Origin of the sequence: Saccharopolyspora sp. NPDC050389 (assembly GCF_040655595.1) — a bacterium.
Classification (GTDB): domain Bacteria; phylum Actinomycetota; class Actinomycetes; order Mycobacteriales; family Pseudonocardiaceae; genus Saccharopolyspora.
This window is the reverse complement of record NZ_JBFAKG010000045.1, coordinates 60,667-81,366: the sequence shown is the minus strand read 5'-3', so window position 1 is coordinate 81,366 and position 20,700 is coordinate 60,667. Positions and strand designations below refer to the sequence as shown.

At 71.0% G+C, this 20,700-nt stretch carries 23 protein-coding genes; 11 read left to right on the top strand and 12 right to left on the bottom strand.

The window, feature by feature from the left end:
- Positions 1–186 precede the first annotated feature (186 nt).
- A complete protein-coding gene (locus tag AB0I53_RS27490) occupies positions 187–747 on the bottom strand; it encodes a class I SAM-dependent methyltransferase (RefSeq protein ID WP_358608782.1) in 561 nt (186 codons plus the stop codon).
- 307 nt (positions 748–1,054) lie between these two features.
- On the opposite strand from AB0I53_RS27490, the gene sigE reads away from it, so the two are divergent.
- From sigE to tatB, 4 genes are all read left to right on the top strand, one after another.
- Complete coding sequence (gene sigE / locus AB0I53_RS27485) at positions 1,055–1,648, top strand: RNA polymerase sigma factor SigE (protein WP_358608779.1); 594 nt, start codon at positions 1,055–1,057, stop codon at positions 1,646–1,648.
- A gap of 3 nt (positions 1,649–1,651) precedes the next feature.
- On the top strand, positions 1,652–2,356 hold the full coding sequence (locus tag AB0I53_RS27480) for a zf-HC2 domain-containing protein (protein WP_358608776.1): 705 nt from the start codon (positions 1,652–1,654) through the stop codon (positions 2,354–2,356).
- Between the two features lie 155 nt (positions 2,357–2,511).
- Entirely contained in the window at positions 2,512–4,182 is a 1,671-nt protein-coding gene (locus tag AB0I53_RS27475; RefSeq protein ID WP_358608773.1) for a trypsin-like peptidase domain-containing protein, read from the top strand.
- A gap of 358 nt (positions 4,183–4,540) precedes the next feature.
- On the top strand, positions 4,541–4,936 hold the full coding sequence (gene tatB, locus AB0I53_RS27470) for a Sec-independent protein translocase protein TatB (protein WP_358608770.1): 396 nt from the start codon (positions 4,541–4,543) through the stop codon (positions 4,934–4,936).
- Here the strand turns inward: tatB and AB0I53_RS27465 are convergent, their stop codons facing one another.
- Positions 4,937–6,133 carry an MFS transporter gene (locus AB0I53_RS27465; RefSeq protein WP_358608767.1) on the bottom strand — a complete coding sequence of 399 codons (1,197 nt, stop codon included), beginning with the start codon at positions 6,131–6,133 and terminating at the stop codon, positions 4,937–4,939.
- Positions 6,134–6,196: 63 nt separating this feature from the next.
- On the opposite strand from AB0I53_RS27465, the gene AB0I53_RS27460 reads away from it, so the two are divergent.
- Positions 6,197–7,117 (top strand): LysR substrate-binding domain-containing protein, encoded by a 921-nt coding sequence (locus AB0I53_RS27460; RefSeq protein ID WP_358608764.1) that lies wholly within the window; start codon positions 6,197–6,199, stop codon positions 7,115–7,117.
- Between the two features lie 60 nt (positions 7,118–7,177).
- Here the strand turns inward: AB0I53_RS27460 and AB0I53_RS27455 are convergent, their stop codons facing one another.
- The gene (locus tag AB0I53_RS27455) at positions 7,178–8,758 is read right to left on the bottom strand and encodes a leucyl aminopeptidase (protein WP_358608761.1); all 1,581 of its coding nucleotides are present in this window, start codon (positions 8,756–8,758) and stop codon (positions 7,178–7,180) included.
- A gap of 315 nt (positions 8,759–9,073) precedes the next feature.
- On the bottom strand, positions 9,074–9,241 hold the full coding sequence (locus AB0I53_RS27450) for a DUF3117 domain-containing protein (protein WP_009949794.1): 168 nt from the start codon (positions 9,239–9,241) through the stop codon (positions 9,074–9,076).
- 382 nt (positions 9,242–9,623) lie between these two features.
- Here AB0I53_RS27450 and AB0I53_RS27445 point away from each other — a divergent pair, with 382 nt between their 5' ends.
- Positions 9,624–10,412: an enoyl-CoA hydratase-related protein gene (locus AB0I53_RS27445; protein WP_358608758.1), complete on the top strand. Its 789-nt coding sequence runs from the start codon at positions 9,624–9,626 to the stop codon at positions 10,410–10,412.
- Between the two features lie 394 nt (positions 10,413–10,806).
- On the opposite strand, the gene AB0I53_RS27440 is transcribed toward AB0I53_RS27445, so the two are convergent.
- From AB0I53_RS27440 to AB0I53_RS27425, 4 genes are read right to left on the bottom strand one after another with little or no spacing between them, the layout of a single operon-like run.
- Positions 10,807–11,385, bottom strand: coding sequence for a DNA-3-methyladenine glycosylase I (locus AB0I53_RS27440; protein WP_358608755.1), 579 nt, complete (start codon positions 11,383–11,385; stop codon positions 10,807–10,809).
- Positions 11,378–11,836 carry an SRPBCC family protein gene (locus tag AB0I53_RS27435; protein ID WP_358608752.1) on the bottom strand — a complete coding sequence of 153 codons (459 nt, stop codon included), beginning with the start codon at positions 11,834–11,836 and terminating at the stop codon, positions 11,378–11,380. The genes AB0I53_RS27440 and AB0I53_RS27435 overlap by 8 nt, the downstream gene beginning before the upstream one ends.
- A gap of 3 nt (positions 11,837–11,839) precedes the next feature.
- Complete coding sequence (locus AB0I53_RS27430) at positions 11,840–12,190, bottom strand: DivIVA domain-containing protein (protein WP_358608749.1); 351 nt, start codon at positions 12,188–12,190, stop codon at positions 11,840–11,842.
- Between the two features lie 43 nt (positions 12,191–12,233).
- On the bottom strand, positions 12,234–12,566 hold the full coding sequence (locus AB0I53_RS27425) for a helix-turn-helix transcriptional regulator (protein WP_093273407.1): 333 nt from the start codon (positions 12,564–12,566) through the stop codon (positions 12,234–12,236).
- 216 nt (positions 12,567–12,782) lie between these two features.
- Between AB0I53_RS27425 and AB0I53_RS27420 the strand changes: the two genes are divergently transcribed.
- Positions 12,783–13,115, top strand: coding sequence for a hypothetical protein (locus tag AB0I53_RS27420; protein ID WP_358608746.1), 333 nt, complete (start codon positions 12,783–12,785; stop codon positions 13,113–13,115).
- A gap of 63 nt (positions 13,116–13,178) precedes the next feature.
- Here the strand turns inward: AB0I53_RS27420 and folP are convergent, their stop codons facing one another.
- From folP to AB0I53_RS27405, 3 genes are all read right to left on the bottom strand, one after another.
- Positions 13,179–14,018, bottom strand: a complete 840-nt coding sequence (gene folP, locus AB0I53_RS27415) for a dihydropteroate synthase (RefSeq protein ID WP_358608743.1) — start codon at positions 14,016–14,018, stop codon at positions 13,179–13,181.
- A 113-nt stretch (positions 14,019–14,131) separates the two neighbouring features.
- On the bottom strand, positions 14,132–14,713 hold the full coding sequence (locus AB0I53_RS27410) for a TIGR00730 family Rossman fold protein (protein WP_358608740.1): 582 nt from the start codon (positions 14,711–14,713) through the stop codon (positions 14,132–14,134).
- Positions 14,710–15,495 (bottom strand): TIGR00730 family Rossman fold protein, encoded by a 786-nt coding sequence (locus AB0I53_RS27405; RefSeq protein ID WP_358608737.1) that lies wholly within the window; start codon positions 15,493–15,495, stop codon positions 14,710–14,712. Before AB0I53_RS27405 ends, AB0I53_RS27410 begins: the two co-directional genes overlap by 4 nt.
- Before the next feature lie 236 nt (positions 15,496–15,731).
- Between AB0I53_RS27405 and AB0I53_RS27400 the strand changes: the two genes are divergently transcribed.
- The gene (locus AB0I53_RS27400) at positions 15,732–16,706 is read left to right on the top strand and encodes a slipin family protein (protein ID WP_358608734.1); all 975 of its coding nucleotides are present in this window, start codon (positions 15,732–15,734) and stop codon (positions 16,704–16,706) included.
- 61 nt (positions 16,707–16,767) lie between these two features.
- On the opposite strand, the gene dapE is transcribed toward AB0I53_RS27400, so the two are convergent.
- Positions 16,768–17,844, bottom strand: a complete 1,077-nt coding sequence (dapE, locus tag AB0I53_RS27395; RefSeq protein WP_358608731.1) for a succinyl-diaminopimelate desuccinylase — start codon at positions 17,842–17,844, stop codon at positions 16,768–16,770.
- Between the two features lie 167 nt (positions 17,845–18,011).
- On the opposite strand from dapE, the gene AB0I53_RS27390 reads away from it, so the two are divergent.
- The 3 genes from AB0I53_RS27390 to AB0I53_RS27380 are packed head-to-tail and all read left to right on the top strand — an operon-like array spanning position 18,012 to position 20,628.
- Entirely contained in the window at positions 18,012–18,317 is a 306-nt protein-coding gene (locus AB0I53_RS27390; protein ID WP_358608728.1) for a hypothetical protein, read from the top strand.
- An 8-nt stretch (positions 18,318–18,325) separates the two neighbouring features.
- Positions 18,326–20,101 (top strand): alpha/beta hydrolase, encoded by a 1,776-nt coding sequence (locus AB0I53_RS27385; RefSeq protein WP_358608725.1) that lies wholly within the window; start codon positions 18,326–18,328, stop codon positions 20,099–20,101.
- Positions 20,098–20,628, top strand: a complete 531-nt coding sequence (locus AB0I53_RS27380; protein ID WP_358608722.1) for an LppA family lipoprotein — start codon at positions 20,098–20,100, stop codon at positions 20,626–20,628. The genes AB0I53_RS27385 and AB0I53_RS27380 overlap by 4 nt, the downstream gene beginning before the upstream one ends.
- Positions 20,629–20,700 lie beyond the last annotated feature (72 nt).

Genomic DNA, 20,700 nt, shown 5'->3' with positions numbered 1-20,700 from the left:
TTCCTCTCGCCGGCCCGGCCCCCCTTTTTTTTCTGTGTCTGGGTGTCGGGGGGGTTTTTTTTTTTTGGGTCGCTATAGCAGCCCAAAAGACTCACGGCCCCGTGCCCGCAGGAACGCCGCTCCAGCTGATTGCGGGTGTTCACACCGTCGGAGCACTCCGGTCAGTCGAGGCCCCGCCGCCTCTGGTCACGCACGTTTGGCGACCGCGAGCAGACCCGGGCCGGTTGGGAGCGTGACCGGAACCAGGTTCTCGTCGGTCTGGATCGCCCGGACCAGGTCGCGCAGCGCCAGGGCCAGCGCGCTCCGGGTGTCCGGGCTGGCCAGCTGGACGCCCGCGAACACGATCACGCCGCCTGGGCGCAGCAGGCGGACGCCGAGATCCAGGTACCTGGGGTAGTCGGTCGTCGCGATGCCCACCGACACCAGGTCGTAGCCGCCCTCGGTGAGCCGCGGCATCAGGTCGACCGCGCGGCCGGCGATCAGCCGCGTCCGGCCGGTCGGCACGCCCGCCTCCCGCAGCGTCGCGCGGGCCGTCCGCTGCGCGGCCGCATCCGCGTCGATCGACGTGAGCACGCCGTCCGGCATCATGCCCTGGAGCAGCCACAACGCGCTCTCGCCCGAGCCGGTGCCGACCTCCACGACGGCCTTGGCCCGCAACGCCGCCGCCAGGAAGCGCAGCACGTGCAGCGGCGACGCCCCGACCGAGGTGTCCGTCGGCGCGCCGGAACGCGCCTGCTTCCGGCCCACGGGCCCGGCACCCACCGGCGTCTCGGGTATCACAACGCGAAAGGTTATCGACGTAGCCCGCCGCCGTGACCAGGGCCGCCGACATCGTTAGTGGGCCGTTTCCGGCGAGCCCGCGGTGCGACCCGCATCACGTCAGGTTCTCAGCCAGTTCTCAGGCGTCTTTAATCGCTACCTCACCAGGGCATACGAGAGTAGACACGTCATAACCGACACCCATCGGCGTCTCCTTGACGACACCGCCGGGAACAACGGAGGCGACATGTTCGTTCTTGGAGATGCAACCGCACAGGAGGTGGCTTCTCGCCCAATGGCAACACAGCCGATGAGTGTGGCCCCCAGTGTCCAACAGAGCACCGTCTCGCCCGCCGCGGAAGAGGTCCCCTGGACCCCGCCGACGTGGGACGAGGTGGTCCGGCAGCACGCAGACCGGGTCTACCGGTTGGCGTACCGCCTGACCGGCAACCAGCACGACGCCGAAGACCTGACCCAGGAGACCTTCATCCGGGTGTTCCGGTCGCTGGCGTCGTACAAGCCGGGAACGTTCGAGGGCTGGCTGCACCGGATCACCACGAACTTGTTCCTCGACATGGCCCGCCGCAGGTCCCGCCTGCGCATGGAGGGCCTGCCCGAGGACACCGACCGATTGCCCGGCGGTGGCCCGAGCCCGGAACAGGTGTTCAACGACACCCACCTCGACCCCGACCTGCAGTCGGCGCTGGACGAACTGCCGCCGGAATTCCGGGCGGCGGTGGTGCTGTGCGACGTCGAAGGGCTCTCCTACGAGGAGATCGGCGCCACCTTGGGCGTGAAGCTGGGTACTGTGCGCAGCAGGATTCACCGCGGGCGCCAGATGTTGAAGGCCACCTTGGAAGCTCGCCGCGAGCATGCCCGGGAGGTTTGACGAATGACGGTTTTGCGTGGGTGGGGGCTGCCGGAGCAGCACCTCGCGCTGGACGCGATCGTCGCGTTGGTGGACGGCGAGCTGAGCCCGAGCGCCCATGATCGCGCCGTCTCCCACCTGGCCCACTGCCCCGCGTGCACCGCGGACGCCGCCGCCCAGCGGCAGGCCCGCGCCGCGGTGCGGGCGGCCGAGACACCGTCGATCTCGCCGAAGTTCCTGCAGGCCCTGCAGGCCATCCCGGCGCACGCAGAACTGCCCAGCCAGCCGGACGGCCTCGCGCTGACCGAGGACGGCCAGCTGGTCGCCGTGACCCGCCCGGGCCGCACGAGGCGGTTCGGCGACGGAGCCGCGCTCGGGTCCAGTCGACCGCTCGGCGGCAGCCAGCAGCCCCTCGGCAGCGTGCCCCCTTTTGCCGGTGACGCCGCGGCGGAACCGTCGCGGCGGGTCGGCCGCCGCACCCGGCAGGGAGCCGGCGTGGTGTTCTCCGGCCTGGTGCTGGGCGCGCTCGCGTTGATGAATCTGCCGACCGACGACGACGGCCAGCCGATACCGGGCGCGCCGAACCCGCTGCCCGGTGGCGCGTTCACCAACGCCGTCGTCCCGGCGTCGGCGCGCGACAACCTGCCCGGCGATCCGTCCCCCAGCCAGCAGCCTTCTTCGGAGGCCCCGGCCCCGAGCACCTCGGCGAGCGCGCCGCCGGGTAACTGATCCGGCCAGGACGATTTCGCCCGCTCCCACACGGACTTCACCGGTCGCCCGGCAAAATGGGCACGCCGGTGGTGTGCCCACATGCCGGTGACACGGGCTCCTCGCCCGTGTGATCCACTCGAACGGACGAGTTTCGACCGCATGCTCGGGGAGCGATGAGCGACCAGCCAGGAAGGCCCGCACAGGGCTCCGACGCCGACCAGCAGCGCCGGGATCAACCCGAAGCAGGCCAGCAGGGTCCCAACGGACGGCCAGCCCAACCCGTGCATCCGTGGCAGGGCGCAGCCAGCCCCGCCCGGGGAGTGCCGGCCGCGCAGGCCGCCCCGGCCCGCCCCGCGCGCAACGGCCAGGCCGATCCGCCCCGCCTCGCACCGCGCCCGCTGCAGCGCCCCGCGGTCGACCCGTCGCAGAGCTCAACGTTCGGTCGCCCGAAGGGCGTGACCGGCAGCTTCGACCCGAACCGGCACGACGTTCCGGCGCGCGGCATCGATCAGGGCCCGCCCCCGCCGGAAGCGCTGTCCAAGGCGTTCGGCCGCCCGCCCGAAAGCGGCGAAAAGCTCCAGCGGGCGCCCGGCGAGCAGCCGATGACGCCCGAGTCGGCCGAAGAGCCGGTGCTGTGGAACTCCGGCGAGCGCGACCCGTGGCGCAACCCGGCCGCCGGCGCCGTGATCGGCCCGCCCGCGCTCGGCGAGGAACAGCAGGAGAAGCCCGACAGCACCGAAACCGGCCCGCTGCTCAGCGCCCGCGAAGTCCTGTTCGGCCGCCGGGTGCACCCGCGCGCGCTCGTGATCCTCGCCGTCGTCGCCCTGCTCGTCGGGCTGGCCGGCGGGCTGCTCGGCCGGATCACCGCCGAGGAGGGCAATCCGCTCACCAACCCCGACGTCACCCTCGCCGAGGTGGAGCAGGGCAAGGATCGACCGAAGGGCACCGTCGCCGCGGTCGCGCAACGCGTGGTGCCCGCCGTCGTGTCGATCGAGGTGCGCGTCGGCGCGCAGGGCGGCAGCGGCTCCGGGGTCGTCATCGACGGCAACGGCTACGTGGTGACCAACAACCACGTCGTCTCGATGGCCGCCGACACTCCGGGCGCGCTGGTCTCCACGGTCTTCCACGACGGCACCCGGGTGCCCGCCCGGATCGTCGGCCGCGACGTCAAGACCGACCTGGCGGTGATCAAGGTCGAGGTGTCCAACCCGACGGTCGCCCAGCTCGGCCGCTCCGACGAGCTGGCGGTCGGCGACGAGGTGATCGCCATCGGCTCGCCGCTGGGCCTGGCCGGCACCGTGACCACCGGCATCGTCAGCTCGGTGCACCGCCCGATGCGGCTGGCCGGTGAGGGCACCGACACCAACGCGGTCATCGACGCGATCCAGACCGACGCCGCGATCAACCCCGGCAACTCCGGCGGCGCCCTGGTCGACGGCAACGGCGCGGTGGTCGGCATCAACAGCGCGATCCGCACGCTCGGGGCCGGCGGCGAAGGCGGCTCGATCGGGCTCGGCTTCGCGATCCCGATCGACGACGTCCGCCGCATCGCCGAGGAGCTGATCCGCACCGGCAACGTGCAGCACGCCGACCTCGGCGTGAACGCCAAGTCGGTCAGCGATGGGCTCGCCGACGGCGCCCAGGTGCAGAACGTGCAGGACGGCAGCGCCGCGGCGGCTGCCGGGATCGCCGAGGGTGACGTGATCATCCGGGTCGGCGAGCGAAAGGTGGCCGGCGCCGACGAGCTGATCGTGGCGGTCGACCGGCACCAGGTCGGCGAGCGGGTGCCGGTCACCGTGGTGCGGCAGGGCCGCGAGCTGGTGCTCGACGTGGCCCTGCGGTGAACCACGGGCTCCGCCGGTCCGGGCCGGAAATTTCGCGGTATTGCCAGCGCGTCGGCCAGGCCCAGGTTTCTGCAGGCACGGGGCCGTGAGTACTTTGGGCTGCTATAACGACCCAAAGTACTCACGACCACAGTGACCAGTGGAAACCGCGAGCCGCAGAACCCCAGAGGTGCTGTCGCGCCGCAAAGTGCGCACCGCTGTCGGCTCGGTGAGCCGAACGAGCAGCTAACAGTTCGTGAAGGCGACGTGCTGGGCCAGTTCGCCCTCCTGCCGGGATCACCCGGTCGGTACGCTGGGGATGCGTTGGCAGCGCGCGGTGCTGGTCCGCGAGCCGTGAGGACCCGGAGGTAGTCGAGAGGTGTTCGAAAGCGTCGGCTGGCTCGAGATCCTGGTCCTCGTCGTGGCCGGGCTGTTCATCCTCGGCCCGGAGCGCCTGCCGCAGGGTGCGGCGTGGCTGGGCCGGACCGTCCGCCAGGTCAAGGAGTACGCGACCGGGGCCCGCGAGCAGATCAAGTCCGAGCTCGGCCCGGAGTTCGACGAGCTGCGCAAACCGCTGGAGGACCTGCGCGGCATCCGCAACTTCAACCCGCGCACGGCCGTGACCAAGCACCTCTTCGACGGGGAGAACCCGCTCGACGGCCTCAACGGCAACGGCAGCAACGGTCACCAGCCGAAGCCGGCCGACCCGCCCAAGCCCGAGCAGCGCCCGCTCGCACCGGGCGAGCGCCCGCCGTACGACTCCGACGCGACCTGATCACGCTTCGACCGCGACGCGCCTAGGCGCGATTCGGACGATCCACGCCCCGGCCGCCGCCACCGCCAGCCAGCAGCACAGCAGGACTGTCATCCCGGACCAGCCCCACGCGCCGTAGGCGGCGCCACCCAGCACGCCGCCGACGCTGCTGCCGCCGTAGTAGGCGAACTGGTACAGCGCGGACGCCTGGCCACGGGCCGATGCCGATGCCCGCGCCCCGACCCATCCGCTGGCCACCGAGTGTGCGGCGAAGAACCCGCCGGTGAACACGACCAGGCCCACCACGATCACTGGCAGGCTGTCGGAGAGCATCAGCAGCAATCCCAGCGCGGTCACCGCCAGGCTGGCGAGCAGCACCTGGATGCGTCCCCAGTGATCGGCGGCGCGACCGGCGAGCGTGGAGGTGACCGTTCCAGCGGCGTAGGCGAGGAACGCGAGCGCTGCGAGCGCCGGCGGCACCAACAGCGGCGGTGCGGCGAGGCGGAAGCCGAGCACGTTGTAGACGGTGACGAAGGCGCCCATGCCGAGCGCAGCGACCAGGTACGGCGCGTATAGCACCGGGTCGCTGAGCGCGGCGCGCAAGCCGCCGAGCAGCGGGCGCCAGCTCAGCGGCTGCCGGTGGTGGTTGCGTTCGGCCGGCAGCAGCACCACGAACAGCACCGTGCACACCCCGGCGAGCACGGCCACCGCCAGCACTCCGCTGTGCCAGCCGGCGAAGTCGCCGACCACGCCGCCCAGCAGCCTGCCGGCCATGCCGCCGATGGTGGTGCCTGCGACGTAGAGACCCATCGTCGTGCCCAGGTGCTCGCCGCCGGTCTCGTCGGCCAGGTAGGCGGCCGCGACCGCGGCCAGACCGGCGATCGCCGCGCCCTGCACCAGCCGAACGGCCACGAGCACCGGGAAGAACGGCACCCACGGCAGCAGCAAGCCCAGGGCCTCGGCGATCAGCAAGGCCGCGATCATCGTGCGGCGACGGCCGACCGCTTCCGACAGCGTGCCGAGCGGGATGGCCGCGACGGCCAGCCCAAGGGTGCTCGCCGAAACGAGCAGCGCCGCCGTGCCCGGGTTCAGCGCAAAGACCTCGGCCAGCTGCGGCAACACCGGCTGCGGCGCGTAGAGCAGCGCGAACATCGCCAGCGCGCCGAGCAGCAGGGCGATGCGGATCTTGCGGATGCGGGCCGGGTCGACTGCGTTCACGCGCTCGAAAGTAAGCAGCCCTAATTAATGCGTCCAATTCGGTAATCCCGCATCATTGATGCGGTGGTGAATGAATCAGCAGAGCCGGACGACGCGTCGCAGCTCGCGGCACACCTCGCCCCGGCGCTCGCCCTGCTGCGCGCGGTCGCGGCCGAGGGCCATCTCACACGAGCAGCGGAGTCCCTGGGCGTCCCGCAGCCGACGGTCAGCCGCACGCTGGCCAAGCTGGGCGATCGACTCGGCACGCCGGTGATCGCGCGGCAGGGTCGCGGCATCCACCTGACCCGCGCCGGGGCCCTGCTCGCGGCGGCCGCCGAAGACGCGATGCGCGGGCTGGAGGCGGACTGCCGGGCCGTGATCGAGGAGATCGACCCCGATCGGGGCCAGGTGACGTTCGGGTTCCAGCACACGATGGGCAGCACGCTGGTGCCGCCGCTGCTGCGCGAGTTCCGCGACGTGCACCCGCATGTGCGGTTCGGGCTCGTGCAGGGGCCGCGCAACAGCATGCTCGCGCGCGCCTGGTCGGGTGAGATCGACCTCTGCCTCATCTCGCCGCTGCCGGAGCGCGATCCACACTGGGAAACCGCCCCGCTCCGGGAGGAACCGCTGGTCGCGGTGCTGTTCGCGCGGCACCGGCTGGCTCGGCGCCGCAGGCTGCGGCTGGCCGAACTCGCCGGGGACGACTTCGTGGCGACCCGGCGCGGTTACGGCCTGCGGCAGATCTTCGCGGGTCTGGCCGAGCGCGCCGGGTTCGAGCCGCGGCTGGCCTTCGAGAGCGAGGAGGTCGACACGGTGCGCGGGCTGGTCGCCGCCGGGCTCGGCGTGGCGCTGCTGCCGCCCGGCGACAACGGTCCGGCGCCGGGCACCGTCGAGGTGCCGCTGGATCCGCCGGCGCACCGCACGATCGGGCTCGCCTGGCCGGCGGGCCGAACGCTACCGCCGGCGGTCCAGACCTTCCGCGACTTCACCCTCGGCCGCGCTTGATCCGCAGGCCGTGAGTCTTTTGGGCGGCTATAGCAGCCCAAAAGACTCACGGCCCCGAGATCACTCCGAGAAGCTCGCGGCGAGCGCGACGAGGCTGCGGGCCGCGAAGCCGGTGCCGCCCGGCACCACCTCGGCGTAGTCCTTGTCGGCCCGGGCCGGGCCCGCGATGTCCAGGTGCGCCCACGGCAGCCCGCCGGTGAACTCGCGCAGGAACAGCGCGGCGGTGATACCGCCGGGCCCCGGCGGGGTCTGCTTCACGTCGGCGAGCTGCCCCTTCACGTCTTCCGCGTGGTCCTCCAGCAACGGCATCCGCCACCAGGCCTCGCCGACCCGCTGCCCGGCCTCCCGGACGCGGTCCGCCAGCTCGCCGTCCGTGGCGAACAGCCCGCCGGTGCGCAGGCCAAGCGCGACCTTCATCGCGCCGGTCAGCGTCGCGACGTCCACCAGCAAGTCCGGCTCCAGCCGGTCCACGGCGTAGGCGAGGGCGTCGGCGAGCACCATGCGGCCTTCGGCGTCGGTGTTGCCGACCTCCGTGGTGGTGCCGCCGTAGTGCCGGACGACGTCGCCAGGCCGGTAGGCGCTGCCGGACACGTGGTTCTCCGCCGACGGCACCAGGCCGGTCACCCGGACCGGCAGCTCCAGCCGGGCGATGGTCAGCAGCGCGCTGATCACCGCCGCGCCGCCGGACATGTCGGTGCGCATCAGATGCATGCCCTCGGCGGGCTTGATCGAGATGCCGCCGGTGTCGAAGGTGATGCCCTTGCCGACCAGCACCAGGTGCGGGCCCTGGACGTCCTTCGGCCGGTAGGTCAGCTCCAGCAGCCGGGGCGGCCGCGACGAGCCGCCGCCGACCGCGAGGATCCCGCCGAAACCGTTGTCGGCCAGCCACTTCTCGTCCCGCACCGCGGCGGTCAGGTCCGCCACGTCGGCGGCCAGCTCGGCGGCGACGCCGGTCAACCAGGCCGGGTCCTTGATGTTCGAGGGAGCGTTGGCGAGATCGCGGGCCAGCGCGGTGGCCGCAGCCAGCTCGCGGGTCTGCCGGACCTGCTCGCCCAGCGCCGCCTGGTCGGCGCCTTCCGGCGCCACCAGCAAGACCTTCCGCAGGCGCGGCGGGGCCGGCTTGGCGGTCACCCGGAACCGGTATCCGCCCAGCGCCAGCCCCAGCGTCAGCGCCGAAACCGTGTCGCCGTCGACGTCGTCGGGCAGCCGGATCTGGAGGTAGTCCGCGTCGGAAGCGTCCCCGAGGTCGCCGACCTCGTCATCGGACTCCGCCGTCTCACCGAGCCTGGCGCGCAGCGCGCGTGCGAGCGCAGCACCGGCGCTGCGCCACTTCACCGGCTCCCCCGAGCCGACGCCAACGACCCAGCCGACGCCGCCCTCCGGCAGCGGCAGCGCGCGGACGTCACCGGCCGTCGACGAAGCACCAACGGCCTGCAACACCGCGATGTCCACATCGAACGGTTCGGCCGCCGCCGCCAGGTCCGGGCCCGACTCGCCGTCGAAGACCGCGACCGCGCCGGGCACGCCGTCCCGCCACTGCCGCACGACGTCCACTTCGACCAGTGACGTCGGGATCGCGGGCAGCGCCGGGTCCGCGTCGCGGGCCGGCTGGGCGGAACGGAACACTGAAGCACCGGACACGAGAAGACCTTCCTGCACGGCTCGCCGCGCGCACTAGACTGCCTGCTCTCGAAACGGCGGAGCCGGAACGAGTTCAACGACAGCTGTAGAAGTTACCGTCCTCGCGGGCCCGGTCACGATGCGCGCCGGGACGAGGCCCCGGATGATCACGGGGGCGGATCGAGGACTTGTCTGCCATCGACGACGGCCCCGGTGCCACCCATGGCACCGGGGCCCGACCGCGGCGAAGAAGCTCGCCACTCGCCGTCGACTCGATTGCGTTGTCGCCTCGGGCATTGGGGGCAACGTCACTGCCCCGATCGCCAACTGGCAGCCTCAGCCGGTGGCCGACTCCAGGGCGTCGCCCAGGTTCTTGGCCTCCTCGACCGACATCTCGACGACGAGCCGCCCACCACCCTCAAGCGGGACGCGCATCACGATGCCGCGTCCCTCCTTAGTCACCTCGAGGGGACCGTCACCGGTCCGGGGCTTCATGGCCGCCATAGCGTGCTCCCTCCGTGAACTCTTCCCCCGCTGGTCGCCACAACCAGCTCGGGTCCTCCCCCATTCTCCCCCATCCCGAGGCGGGGACGAAACCGAACCGATCAACTCGTGTCGCCCGTGCGCTGGTCGAATGCCCGCGAAGGCTGGCAGACTCACCTCTCGTGCGGGCTGTTTCGGTGCATTCCGACGCGACCGTCGGCACCCGTGGGTCGACGGTCGGCGCTCGGCGCCGGGCCGGCCCCCGCGGCGCTCGACCACTACCCGGGCGACCAGCCACAACACTGTCTACTCGGGACTTCGCGCGACCCTCGGAGTCCACTTTGGAATATCGAGCGGCGATCTCGCGACCCGCCACAACGGACCGCAGGAATAGGAGTGCGAAGTGACCGACGTGCTGCTGACCCAGGACACCGCAGGTGTGCGCCTGCTCACGCTGAACCGGCCGGAGGCGTTCAACTCGCTCGACGTCGAGCTCAAGCAGGCCTTGATCGCCGCGCTGCGGGAGGCGGCCGCCGACGACTCGGTGCGCGCGCTGGTGATCACCGGCGCGGGGAAGGCGTTCTGCGCCGGCCAAGACCTCAAGGAGCACATCGCGCTGCTGAACTCCGGTGACCCGGCGCCGCTGAACACGGTCGAGGAGCACTACAACCCGATCATCCGGGCCGTGACGAGCATGCCGAAGCCGGTGATCGCCGCGGTAAACGGCACCGCCGCCGGGGCGGGCGCGTCGCTGGCCTACGCGTGCGATCTGCGGGTGGCCGCGTCGAACGCGAAGTTCCTGATGGCCTTCGCCAACGTCGGGCTGTCGGCGGACTCCGGCGCGTCCTGGACGCTGCCGAGGCTGATCGGCTACGGCCGGGCGATGGAACTGCTGCTGCTGGCCGAGCCGGTGGTCGCCGAGGAGGCGCTGCGGATCGGCATGGTGAACCGGGTCGTCGACGCCGGCGAAGCCGTCGCGGCGGCCACCGAGCTGGCCACCCGGATGGCAGCCGGGCCGACCAGCGCCTACGCCCGGATCAAGGAGGCGATGCTGGCGGCGGCGGCCGAAGGCCTGGCCGAGGCGCTCGCCGTGGAGGCGGGAGCGCAGGCGGAGGCCGGGGCGACGGCCGATCACCGGGAGGCCGTCGCGGCCTTCGTCGAGAAGCGCACCCCCAACTTCACCGGCCACTGAGACGCCTCACCGCGGGCACGCCGGTCGTGAGTGTTTTGAGCCGCTATAGAGCCTGTTTCCAAACTCGTCCTGCGTGGCGGTGTGGGTGGCGGCCCCCCTGCGGGATTTACCGTCGCCTTCTCGCTGTGGGATCCCCGACATCATGAATGCCAATTCACCACGTCGGGGATGTCCTCGCTGGAAGAACCCCGGAGGGGTGGGGCACCGCGAACCCGCGGCGGTGCCGGTTGCGGGGGTGGGCTAAGCGGCTGCGCCGCTTCAAATACAAAACGCCCGCGTTACCACACCCGACGTCACCACATCCAAAACAGCCTCTACAGCAGCCCAAAACACTCACGACCCGCGACCAACGGAAACGTTGGAACTCCGGGAACCGCGCCCCCGGGGAGAGCGTTCAGCCTGCGCGCCAGCAGGTGGCCAGGTGGTCGTCGACCATGCCGGTGGCCTGCATCAGCGCGTAGCACGTCGTCGGGCCCACGAACGCGAAGCCGCGGCGCTTGAGCTCCTTGGCCATCGCCGTCGACTCCGTGGTGACGGCCGGGATGTCGCCGAGCGTGGCCGGGTGCCGCTCGCGGGGTTCGGGGGCGAACGACCAGAGCAGCTCGTCCAGCGGGCGGTCCAGCCGGAGCACCGCGCCCGCGTTCCGGATCGCCGCGTCGATCTTCGCCCGGTTGCGGACGATGCCCGCGTCGGCGAGCAGCCGCTGCCGGTCGGCTTCGCCGAAGGCAGCCACCCGCTCCGGATCGAACCCGGCGAACGCCCGCCGGAACGCCGCCCGCTTGCGCAGGATCGTCAGCCAGGACAGCCCGGACTGGAACGCTTCCAGCGTGATCCGCTCGAACAGCTCCGGGACGCCGTGCAGCGGGACGCCCCACTCGCGGTCGTGGTACTCGATGTAGTCCGCCGACTGCACGCCCCAAGGGCACCGCGCCCGGCCGTCCGCGCCGACCACCGCGGCACCGGATTCAGCCACGTTCTCCTCCGCCCGAATAGCCGCGGCAGAACGCCGCGAAAGCGTTCAGCGACCGGCGCATGCCCCAGGCGAAGGCCGGCCGCACCACCGGCCAGACCAACGCGCCGCCGGGCGGCAGCACCAGCCGTTCCCACCACAGGAACGTCGATGCCGCGTTGCCGCACCGGACCACGTCGAACCCGCCGTCGCCGACGATCAGCCGCCCGTGGTGGCGCACCCGGCAGGTCTGCGGCGGCCGCCAGTCGACGATCTCCATCCGATCCACCACGCCGAGCCCGCGGAATCCGGTGACCGCCACCAGCTGCGCGCCCGGCCCGTCGGGGCCGCCGAGCGCGTGCACCTCGGTGCCCAGCATCCACTCGCCCTGCCGCGCCCAGTCCGTCGCCGCCGCCCACACCACCTCCGGCGGTGCCTCGACCGGCACGCTCAACCGCAGTTCGACCGGGCGCACCGGTCAGCCCTCCGGCTCGTCGGGACGCCCGGCGCGGGCCTCCTGCAGCTGCTCGCCCGCGGCGTCGAGCTGCCGCTCCAGGACCGCGATCCGGCCGTGCAGTTCGTCGATCTCCCCGGCGAGGCGCTCCAGTGCCCAGTCCACCTCCGACGCCTTGTAGCCGCGGAGCACCTGCTGGAACCGCAGCGCGCGCACGTCGGCGCCCTCGATGTCGGTCGGGGGCATGCGGGTCGGAGTCGAGCCCGGCGGCAGCGGCGCGAGCTGCTCGCCGCGTCCGAAGACCAGCGAGGCCAGCAGGTAGATCACCGCAGCGACCGCGAGCACCACGAACAGGTAGATGAGCGCACTAGCCACGGTCGTCAATCGTGGCACGAACGGCGAACCGCCGCGGCCACGGTCAGGTCTTGGCGGGCGCGGCCTCGAGCACGCCCTCGATGGCGGAGGTGAACTCGCGCCAGGCGCGGCGCTCGTTCTGCAACGTCTGCACGCCGGTCTGGGTCAGGCGGTAGGTACGGCGCTGCCGCCCGCCGACGGTGCTCCAGGTGCTCTGCACGTAGCCGGCGCGCTCCAGTCTGCGCAGCGCCGGATACACGGTCCCGGTGGGCAGATCAAGGGCGCCGCCGCTCCGTTCCTGCAGCGCCTCGATGATCGCGTAACCATGCAAGGCCCTGCCGTCGAGCGTGGCCAGCAGCAGGGCGTCCAGGTGGCCGCGGAGCGCATCAGCCTTCACAAGTAGCGACTCTACGGTCATTTGCGACCACTGTCACCGACCTTGCGCAAGAGGACCTAGGTCCTTTCGCGATCCGGACCCCTGATGACGTCCATCACATCGTGCGGCGAGTGCGCCGTTCGGGTGGCGCAAAGGCGAAAACCCGTTGACAGCGCCCGAATCCCGACACACTGCGGAGTCGGATGTGCCCGGGCGAGCGATCAGGAGCCGTTTGCCGTGTCCAAGGACAGCGCCCAGGAAACCACCGGTGCTTCACGGCTCGATGCCGAGACGACCTTCGCCCCGCGGCAGGAGGCCCTCGACCAACTCCGCTCGTACCTCACGGTGCTCGTCGACGTGATCGACCAGCACCCGGAGGCGAGCATGGAGCGCGACGAGGCGCACTGGCGGCTGGAGGAGCTCGTCGAGGAGCTCGCCAGAACGCCACCGAGCGCACCGCGCGTCCAGTCCCGGTGGTTGCGGCTGGCCCCGGTGCTCCAGGAGGTCCGTCCGGACATCCCGATCGCGATCCTCACCCAACTGCTCAAACGGGCCGTCGGCGACCTCTGAACCGCCGCCACGGCCTCGTGAGCGCTCACTCCGGTTCTTACCGGATCGAGCACTCACGAAGCCTCAGGCGAGGGCGCGGAGGACCTGGTCCGGCGGGTGGGTGCCCGCGATGGCCGCGACCATCTCGACCGTTCGGCGGGTTTCCACCACGTGGTGCGCGCGGAAGATCCGGGCGCCGCCCCAGGCCGCGATCGCGGTGGCCGCCAGCGTGCCCTCCAGGCGCTCCGTCACCTCCGCACCCAGCGTCTCGCCGACGAAGTCCTTGTTGGACAACGCCATCAGCACCGGCCAACCGGTCGCCACCAGCTCGCCGACCCGCCGCAGCAGCGCCAGGCCGTGCCAGGTGTTCTTGCCGAAGTCGTGGGTCGGGTCGATCAGCACGCCGTGCGCCGGCACCCCGAGCCGCACCATCCGCTCGGCCCGCTCGACGAGTTCGGCCGTCACCTCGGCGACCACGTCGGCGTAGCGGGGCCGGTACGGATCGGTGCGCGGCGGCAGGCCGCCGGTGTGCGAGCACACCACGCCGACGCCGAACTCGGCCGCCACCTCGGCCAGCTTCGGATCGGCACCCGCCCAGGTGTCGTTGAGCAGATCCGCGCCCGCCTCGCACACCTGCCGGGCCACGTCGTGCCGCCAGGTGTCGACGCTGATCACCAGGCCCGGATGGCGTTCCCGGACCGCGGCGACGAACGGCACCACCCGCTGGAGCTCCTCGGCGGCGTCCACCGTCTCGCCCTGCGCCCCGGCACGGACCCCGCCGATGTCGACGATGTCCGCGCCGTCGGCGACGGCGCGGTCCACGGCGGCGGTGGCCGCGTCGACCGCGAAGGTGCGCCCCCGGTCGAAGAACGAGTCGCGGGTGCGGTTGACGATCGCCATCACGAGCGGTCGGTCCTGGGGCATGTCCTTGTCTCGGAACCGGAGAGGCTGCACAACTCCAGATCCTGGCACGCCGCCGCTCACCGCAGGTACACGGATTGGCTTGCGCGGCGGAACCTCGGGCGCCGCGCGGAGGCTCACCGCGCGCAGGCGTCGAGAGCTTCGTCGACGTCGGTGACCACGGTGAGCGCGTCCAGCGATCGCTGAGTGGCGAATCCGGTGTCCACCAGGCCGTGCAGCCAGTCCAGCAGCCCGCTGTAGTGGCCGTCCGGGTCGAGCAGCACGACCGGCTTGGCGTGCATGCCGATGTAGCGGGCGGTCCAGATCTCGAACAGCTCCTCGCAGGTGCCGATGCCGCCGGGCAGCGCGAGGAACGCCGTCGCATGCGCGTCCATCAGGCCCTTGCGCTCCCGCATCGTGTCCACGACCAGCAGCTCGTCGGCGTCGGTGTCGGCGACCTCGCGGTCCACCAGGGCGCGCGGGATGACGCCGATGGTCCGGCCGCCGCCGGCCCGCGTCGCCCGGGCGACCTCGCCCATCATCGACACGCGCCCGCCGCCGGAGACCAGCGACCAGCCGCGCTTGGCGATCTTGGTGCCCACCTCTGCCGCCAGGTCCAGGTGTTGTTGCGGCACCGGGCGCGACGCGCAGTAGACGCAGACGGCGATGTCCACATTGGTCTCCTCGGCGCTCTCCCCCGCCGGCTCAACGCTGCTCAATGAGTGGCCTCCCACGCCTCGTACGCCTCCTGCACGATGCTGACCGCGTCGTCGATGTCGTCGGTGAGGTGCAGCAGCGAGAGGTCCTTGTCGCCGATCTTGCCCGCGCCGTGCATGCTGTCGCGGATCCAGTCGTACAGGCCCTGCCAGTAGGACTTGCCGAACAGCACCACCGGGAACTTGGTGACCTTCTTGGTCTGCACCAAGGTCAGCGACTCGAACAGCTCGTCCATGGTGCCGAAGCCGCCGGGCAGGCAGACGAACGCCTGCGCGTACTTGATGAACATCGTCTTGCGGACGAAGAAGTAGCGGAAGTTGACGCCGAGGTCGACCCACGGATTGAGGCCCTGCTCGAACGGCAGCTCGATGCCGAGCCCGATGGACAATCCGCCCGCCTCCGACGCGCCGCGGTTGACGGCCTCCATCGCGCCGGGCCCGCCGCCGGTGATCACCGCGCAACCGATCTTGGCCAGCGCCGCGCCGAGCTCGACTCCGGCCGCGTACTCCGGGTGCTCCCGCGGCGTCCGCGCCGAACCGAACACGGTCACCGCGCGCGGCACCTCGGCGAGCGCGCCGAAGCCCTCCACGAACTCGGCCTGGATGCGCAGCACGCGCCACGGATCGGTGTGCACCCAGTCCGACGGGCCACGCGAGTCCAGCAGCCGCTGGTCGGTGGTGGTGGGTTCGCGCAACCTCGACCGGCGCAGCACCACGGGTCCGCGTTGCTTCTCCTGGGGGCGTTCCGCGCCGTTCGGCTCTCCCCACGGGCCTTCGATTGTCATGTGGTCGAGAGTACGCACGGGCGGTCGGCCGCCGACGCCTGCCCGGCCCCCGTGCCGGGCGGAGAAATGCCTGTTCACGAGGGATTCACACGAGCGTGCGGCGGCGTACGATACGAAGAAAAGATCTAGTGGTGCCGGCGACGCCGGCCGCGCACACCACGCAGATCCACCCGATCTACGCAGGCGCCGGAGACGGGTCGCCGGGCTAGGCCAGAAGTCGAGCCCGGGAGCCAGCCATGCTCATCGAACTGCTGATCGCAATCCTCGCGCTCGGAGTCCTCTACGTCGCGGCCGGCGTCAAGGTCGTGAAGCAGTACGAACGCGGTGTGGTGTTCCGCTTCGGAAGGCTGCAGGAGCTGACCCGCGGCCCCGGCCTGACCATGATCGTCCCGGCCATCGACCGGATGCGGAAGGTCAACCTGCAGATCATCACCATGCCGGTGCCCGCCCAGGAGGGCATCACCCGCGACAACGTGACCGTCCGGGTGGATGCGGTGGTGTACTTCCGCGTCGAGGACCCGGCGCGCGCCATCGTCAACGTCGAGGACTACCTGTTCGCCGTCGGCCAGGTCGCGCAGACCTCGCTGCGCTCGATCATCGGCAAGAGCGACCTGGACGACCTGCTGTCCAACCGCGAACGGCTCAACCAGGGCCTGGAGCTGATGATCGACAGCCCGGCGCTGGGCTGGGGCGTGCACATCGACCGGGTGGAGATCAAGGACGTCTCGCTGCCGGAGTCCATGAAGCGCTCGATCGCCCGCCAGGCCGAAGCGGAACGCGAGCGACGTTCGCGAGTCATCTCGGCGGACGGCGAATTCCAGGCGTCCCGCAAGCTCGCCGACGCGGCCCACGTCATGGCCGACACCCCGGCCGCGCTCCAACTCCGCCTGCTGGAAACGGTCGTCGAGGTGGCGGCGGAGAAGAACTCGACCCTGGTGCTGCCGTTCCCGGTCGAACTCCTGCAGTTCGTCGACACCGTGAAGCACGCAGGAGCGAAGAGCGAAGCACCAAAGGCGGAGCCGGCGGCAGCGGAGCCGGCGGCAGCGGAACTCGCCGACGCGGAGCGCGAAGCAGCGGAACTCCCCGCAGCGGAGCCGGCGGCGGAGCTGCCGCGGCAACGCGAGGGCACGGCCGCCGACGGCAGGAAGCCGCGCGACGCGGAGCGCTCGGAGAGCTCGGAGAGCGGCGAGTCGATGCTCGGCATCGCCTGATCCCGGCGTGCTGAACGGAGTGAAGGGCACTCGGCGAGGAGTGCCCTTCACGCCGTGAGAATCAAGCGAAGAAGCGGCGGAGGACGTCGGCGCAGTGGCGGATCTCCGAGGTCGCCACGTGCTCCTGCTTCGTGTGCGCGAGGGTCGGTGAGCCCGGGCCGAAGTTCACCGCCGGGAGGCCGCGGGCCGCGAACCGGGCCACGTCGGTCCAGCCGAGCTTCGCGACCGGCTCCGATCCCGACGCCTCGACCAGCTGCGCCGCCGCCGGAGCGGTCAGTCCGGGCAGTGCTCCCGAGGCACCGTCGGTCACCGTGACCTCGAAGCCGTCGAAGACCTCGCGCAGGTGCGTTTCGGCCTCCGCCAGCGACTTGTCCGGGGCGAACCGGTGGTTCACCGTCACCACGCACGAATCCGGCACCACGTTGCCCGCGACGCCGCCCTCGATCCGCACCGCCTGCAGCCCCTCCCGGAACTGCAGGCCGTCGATCACCGGGTTGCGCGGCGTGTAGTCGACCAGCCGCTGCAGCACCGGTTGCGCGGCGTGGATCGCGTTGACGCCCATCCACGCGCGCGCCGTGTGCGCGCGGGCTCCGGTGGTGCGCACCTCCACCCGCATCGTGCCCTGGCAGCCCGCCTCGATCGCGGCGTTCGACGGCTCGCACACCACCGCCAGATCGCCGGCCAGCCAGTCCGGCAGCTCCCGCTCGATCCGGTTGAGGCCGTTGCGCTCGGCTTCCACTTCTTCGCAGTCGTAGAACACGAACGTCAGGTCGTGCCGCGGTGCGGTGAGCGTCGCGGCGAGGTGCAGCATGACCGCGTCGCCGCCCTTCATGTCGACCGTGCCGCAGCCGTGCAGGACCTCCTCGGCGCCCGAACCGGTGCGCCGCAGCGGGAGGTTGTCGTTGATCGGCACGGTGTCCAGGTGCCCGGCGAGCACCACTCGCGAGTCCCGCCCGAGGTTCGTCCGCGCCAGCACGGCGTCGCCGTTGCGCACCACTTCGAGGTGCGGCGCCTGGTTGCGCAGCGCCTGCTCCACCGCATCAGCGATGGCCTTCTCCCCGCCGGAGACGCTGGGGATGTCCACCAGCGCGGCGGTGAGCTCGACGGGGTCAGCGGTGAGATCCAACGACGCAGTCACGCCCCGGAGGCTACCCGGACGCCCGGAGCGCGGCCCCGCCACGGCTGGACCAGCGGATTCGGCGCCGACCGGAGGTTGTGAACAGGTGAGGACCGGATCTGCGCAACCACCGTCCAAGCCGTGATCATCACGCTAGGCTTCCGCCGCTGGAGGTGGGCGAGGTGGGCATGGATTACAAGGCAAATCCCGATGCGCTCAGGAAGGCCGGAGCGAGCGCGAAGTCGGCCGGCGAGCAGGCCGGTCAGGTCAAGCTGGGGCCGCCGGCCGAGGACATCGCCGAGGCGATGCCCGGCGGCAAGTCCGAAGGCGCGTCGAAGCAGGTCGTGCAGAGCTGGGAGAAGGCGATCAAGACCTGGAGCCAGGCCGCCGCCCAGCACGGCGAATCGCTGAACGCGAGCGCCGACGAATACCAGCAGTCCGACGAGTCCAGCGCAGCGGACATCGACCGCGCCGGCGCACAGCCCGGGAAGTAGGCAGCAAGATGGTGTCCTTCGCCGACGTGCGCCGCTGGAAGCCTGAGGGCCTCGACGCCGTCCACAACGACCTCGGCAAGCGCCGCGACGACCTGGTCAACCTGCAGGACGAGCTGGACGGCGCGAAGAATCCGGAGGGCTGGAGCGGCAAAGCCGCCGGGGGCTCCGATAAGCAGCACGAGAAGCTGGTGTCGGACATGCGCTCGCTGGTGGCCGAGGTCGCCACCGTGCGGGTCGCGGTGGCCGCGGCGGCCGACGAGGTCGCCAGGATCAAGCAGCAGATCGAGCAGGCCGACCACGAGGCGCAGGCCAACGGCTTCGAGATCACCGAAGAAGGCGGCGTTCGCGACGTCAAGCCGCCCCAGGACGTGCCGGAAGACCAGCTGGAGCAGGTCAAACAGCAGCGCATCCAGGTCCGCGACAAGCTCGTCGAGACGATCGAGAAGATCCTCGACGACGCCGAGAAGGCCGACGCCGAACTCGCCAAGGCGCTGACCTCGGCGGAACAGGACAAGATCGAGCCCGGCAAGGGCGATTCCCTGGCCGATGCCGCGAACACCGATGACATCCAGGCCCTCGCCGCCTCCGCCGGGAAGCCGAAGGACGATTCGCCGAAGGCGGCGGCGGAATGGTGGAAGTCGCTGTCCGATGAGCAGCGCGCGGCGCTGCGGGAGAACCCGCCCGAATGGCTGGGCAACCGCGACGGCATCCCGGCCGAGGTTCGCGACGAGGCCAACCGCGGCCGCATCGACGACGTGCGCGGCGACCTCGAACAGCAGAAGAAGCAGCTGGAGCAGGGCGGCGTTTCCGAAGACGAGAAGGAAAAGCTCCAGCAGGTCAACGACAAGATCAAGTCACTGGACGAGGTCGAGACGACCATCGCCAAGGAGGACCCGCCGCGCCAGCTGCTGGTGCTCGACAGCAGCGGCGAGCGGATGAAGGCCGCCGTGGGTGTGGGCAACGTCGACACCGCCGACCACGTCTCGGTGTTCACGCCCGGCTACATGACCACGGTCCAGGACAGCCTCGGCGCCTACGACTCGAAGATGCAGGAACTGGTCAAGGAGTCGAAGGCCGAGCTCACCCGGGATGGCAAGGACGACAGCGTCGCCGCGGTGGCCTGGCTCGGCTACGAGGCCCCGCAGAAGTCCGAGGACACCGACGTGTTCGGCGACTCGGTGGTCAGCTCCAGCTCCGCCCAGGAAGGCGGCGAGAAGCTGAACAACTTCTACAAGGGCATCAACGAGTCCCGGGACAGCGACCCGCACCTGACCGCGATCGGCCACTCCTACGGCTCCACCACCACCGGCTACGCCCTGCAGGGCGGCGGCCACGGCGTCGACGACGCGATCATCTTCGGCTCCCCCGGCGTCGGCACCAACGACATCGAGGACCTGCACGTCCCGGAGGGCCACGCCTACCGGCTGGAAGCCAAGGACGACCAGGTCGCGGACTTCTCCCGATTCGGCGGCGACCCGTCCCACATGGACGGTTTCAAGGACCTGTCCACCGAGAAGTCGGGCGAGGGCAAGGGCGTCGAGGGCCACAGCGACTACCTGGACACCGAAACCACCAGCCAGCACAACATGGCCTCGGTGGTCGCGGGCCTCCCGGACAACACCGTGGAGGGCAAGACCAACGGCGTCGGGGATGTGATCTCCTACGTACCGCACCAGACCCAGGAAGCCGGCTCCGCGATCTACGACTTCGGTGAGAAGACGGTGTCCGGCGCCAAGGATCTGGGCGAGAAGGCGGTATCCGGAGTCAAGGACTTCTTCTCATGAAAAAGCTCGTCCTGTTCGTCCTCTGCGGTCTGCTCGCCACCGGCTGCGCGAGCGGGCCCGAACCGTCCGACGGGGGAAACGTGTCAGACCCGCTCAGCATGTTGCAGCAGCGACCGTCCATGGAAGAGATCACCGCCCGCTACGAGGAGATGCAGCAGAAGTTCCGGGACCGGCTGTCCGCCGACCTCGGCCTGGCGACGCCGTGGATCAACAAGGGCGACCCCGGTCAGGCCGCCTGCCAGGGCAAAGAGCTCTCGCACGTCGACGGGGCCGAGGAACACAGCCTGGACACCTGGGCCTACGAGGGCAACATCCCCGACGATCAGTGGGATCGGGCGCAGCAGATCGGGATCGACGTGACCAAGGAGTTCGGCTTCAAGGAGCTGGAGATCGTGGTCAACCGGCCCGGCGACCACAAGGTCGAGATGCACGACGAATTCGGCGCGAAGCTGCAGTTCGGCACCAAGGTGAACACGGTCATGAGCCTGCGCACCGGCTGCCACCTCCTCCAGTCCGCCAAGGGCTGATCCCAGCCGCGGTCGCGGGGCCGTGAGTCTTTTGGGCGAGACGCGCTACCAACTGCGCTACAGCCCCTTGTT